3 protein-coding genes are annotated in these 2,907 nt (G+C 61.3%); 1 reads left to right on the top strand and 2 read right to left on the bottom strand.

Features of this window, described 5'->3' with window-relative positions; translation table 11 throughout:
• Both ACH2EH_RS23160 and ACH2EH_RS23165 read right to left on the bottom strand, forming a co-directional pair.
• On the bottom strand, positions 1-678 hold a 678-nt coding region (locus ACH2EH_RS23160), incomplete at its 3' end, for a hypothetical protein (protein ID WP_395145496.1).
• 18 nt (positions 679-696) lie between these two features.
• On the bottom strand, positions 697-1,395 hold the full coding sequence (locus ACH2EH_RS23165; RefSeq protein ID WP_395145498.1) for a hypothetical protein: 699 nt from the start codon (positions 1,393-1,395) through the stop codon (positions 697-699).
• 53 nt (positions 1,396-1,448) lie between these two features.
• Between ACH2EH_RS23165 and ACH2EH_RS23170 the strand changes: the two genes are divergently transcribed.
• The gene (locus ACH2EH_RS23170; protein ID WP_395145500.1) at positions 1,449-2,636 is read left to right on the top strand and encodes a M24 family metallopeptidase; all 1,188 of its coding nucleotides are present in this window, start codon (positions 1,449-1,451) and stop codon (positions 2,634-2,636) included.
• Positions 2,637-2,907 lie beyond the last annotated feature (271 nt).

Below are 2,907 nucleotides of genomic sequence, written 5' to 3' on the forward strand. Positions count from 1 at the left end.
GAGAGGGAACGATGCAACTTGTGGGGGTGTCGGGGTCGGGTCGCCGCTACAGATAGGCCGGATCAGATTCGCCGACTTGCCCGACTCTTTCTCCCGTGCGGTAAGGGTGGCAACCCCAAAGCCCGCTTCGGTAAACACGGCAGTTGGTCCTGTGGGAGCCAGCGACCCCAGGTCGCTGTCGCTTGTGCTCCACTCCCACTGCGCGGGGTCGGTCAGCACCGCACTGCCCACACTGTCATGCGCCGTGGCCGTCAGCGTGGTTTGTGCACCGTCGGTGACAGAGCTCAGCACGACACTTGAGATCACGGAGGTCAGACTGAGCGTCAATCGCTCTCGCTTCCCCTGGAGCAAGCTGAAAGGGATCGTTGCTGCGGACAGAGGCGCACCAGTGCCCTCCGGTGTGGGGTACGCGACCGCCTCCAGGGTGAGCGCGACGGCAAAGGGAAGGTCGGTGAGCTGCTCCTCACTGTCTGGCCCCGCTAGAAAAATGCGCGTCGCGAGCACTTTACTACCTTGCTTTATCTGAACGCGCACGCTCTGTGCGGCCAGCGGCAGTGTCCGTGAGGCATCGGGCCAGTCCAGCGTAAAGACAATGCCCGTGGGAGTGGACGGCCCACCACTGCCCGAGCAACCTGCCGTCAGAGACAATAAAAGCAGTGTCCGCCGCGAGAGTTTCATGCGAGAAGATTATATCTCTTACCGCCCACGCTCGTGTGGGCGGATCCGGTACTCGCGTGCCGCTGCTCGGAGGCGCTCCTCCGGATGGCGACTGGCCTTGTGTGCGAGCTGCTCTGCTCCGGGTTCTTGTAGCTCCCCAAGAACCAGAAAGAGCCGGATCGGCAGCTCTATCTCGCCTATTTTTGAGTTCCTGAGTCGCTTCAACCGGCGCTCTAGCTCTCGAAGTAGATAGTGGCGGTCTGCCTGCGTGAGGGCATCGAGCTCGTCGCGAGGGACACGGGCGAGGTGGTGGCCAAGCAGGCTTAGTGCCACCCGACGAACCTGCCTCTCCTGCTTACTCGCGCTCTCACGCCCCTGCTCCAGCGCCTGTAAAACCCGCAGGAGCCCGGGCAACTCGGTGCGAGGTAGGTCCTCAAGGAGTGCGGCGGTTGTTTGGAGAAGTCCCTTACGATCCTCTGGTTGGAACTTGACAAGACATAGTCCCAGCAGAACAAACAGAACAATAGCCAACCCGATTAATGCGATACTGAAACTACTGATCTGACTACCGAGCACTGCCAGAGAAACAAATAATATCGTGGTGATTCCAAGCAAGCTCTCAAAGAGCGGCTTGCGGCGCGTGTGTTGCTCCAGTCGTTCCGCAACTTGTTGTAGTGCCTCCGATGTACTCGGCGTACGAGGGGCAAGCTTCTCTTGATGACTCTGCTGGCGCTGCATGAAAGCACATTCGGCAGAGAGGGATTTGTCTCCTGCATCACGAACTTTTGGTCATGAGTGACTTGACCCGTGAGAAGCTAAATCAGGCCGCCGCGATTGTGGCGCAGTCGGGCGTGGATGTGTGGCTGACATTTGTGCGTGAGACAAGTGCGCTTACCGACCCGTGCTTGCCGTTTCTGATGGAGGGCGGGCTGACATGGCAGAGTGCGCTGCTGGTGAGCAAGTCCGGGAAGAAAGTGGCGGTGGTGGGAAACTTCGACACCGATGGCTTACAGCATTCCGGCGACTGGGACGAGCTCATTGGTTATGTTCAGTCTATCCGCGAGCCGCTTCTTGATGCGCTGGAGGAGCTGATCCCGGTGCATGTCGCCACGCCGCAGATTGCGGTGAACTACTCCGAGAACGACAATAAGTGCGATGGGCTGACCTACGGGATGTTTCGGCTACTAGAGAGCTACCTCGCTCACACGCGCTTCGCCAACGCCCTTGTCTCCGCCGAGCCGATCATCCGGGCGCTGCGAGGCCGCAAGACCGCAAGTGAGCTGGCCGCGATGCGGGGCGCAATCACCGAGACCGACACCCTCTTTGCGGAAGTCGCGGAATTTGCGACGTTGGGACGTACGGAGCGCCAGATCGGTGCGTTTGTCCACGGCAAGATCCACGAGCGTGGCCTGGGGTTTGCCTGGGAGGCCGAAGGCAACCCGATGGTGAACTGTGGGCCACACTCCACAGTGGGCCATGGCACGCCTGGTGAGCTTGCACTGGAGGCGGGCCATATCCTGCATCTCGATCTCGGCGTGGTGCAGAACGGCTACGCATCGGACTTGCAGCGCTGCTGGTTTGTCGGGGATACTCCTCCCGAGGCCGTTTCTCGTGCCCACGCCGCCGTGCTGGGCGCGATTGAAGCGGGCTTTGCAGCGCTGAAGCCGGGAGTGTCTGGCTGGGAGGTAGACGCGGCGGCGCGGAGCTTCCTGGTGGCGGCGGGCTATCCCGAGTATCTGCATGCGCTGGGACATCAAGTCGGACGGGTCGCGCACGATGGCGGTGGGATTCTCGGCCCGTGCTGGGCACGCTACGGTCAGACCCCGCACTGGCCCGTGGAAGTGGGGCAGGTCTACACCCTGGAGCTGGGCGTGCGTGTGGAGGGCTACGGCTACTGGAGCCTGGAGGATATGGTCGTTGTCACCGAAGGGGGGGCGGAGTGGCTCTCCACCCCCCAGAGAGAGGTTTGGACGCTGTAGCATCGTAGCCTTGCCGATCAGAACGGCAGGGCTGGAGAGCGCTTCGCGCTACAAAGGCCGTTCCGGCCATCCGAGATTGTATGGGCGGCACGCCCTTGGTAGCCGGAGGCTCTCCAGGCTCCCCCCTCCAACGGGGGAGCCATCAACGGGCGGAGGAATCCCCCATGATTGTGCCGAATGACTAAGCTATGTTACACGGAATTGAGAGACTTGTTGATTTGGTGGGGGTTCGTAGCAGTGCCCTGATGGGAACGGATGACGCTGGGATTGC

The sequence above is a fragment of the Armatimonas sp. genome (genome assembly GCF_043760365.1).
Lineage (GTDB): Bacteria > Armatimonadota > Armatimonadia > Armatimonadales > Armatimonadaceae > Armatimonas.

Coding starts and splice junctions, on each gene's coding strand:
- ACH2EH_RS23165 (WP_395145498.1), bottom strand. CDS start 1,395: ATGCAGCGCCAGCAGAGTCATCAAGAGAAGCTTGCCCCTCGTACGCCG.
- ACH2EH_RS23170 (WP_395145500.1), top strand. CDS start 1,449: ATGAGTGACTTGACCCGTGAGAAGCTAAATCAGGCCGCCGCGATTGTG.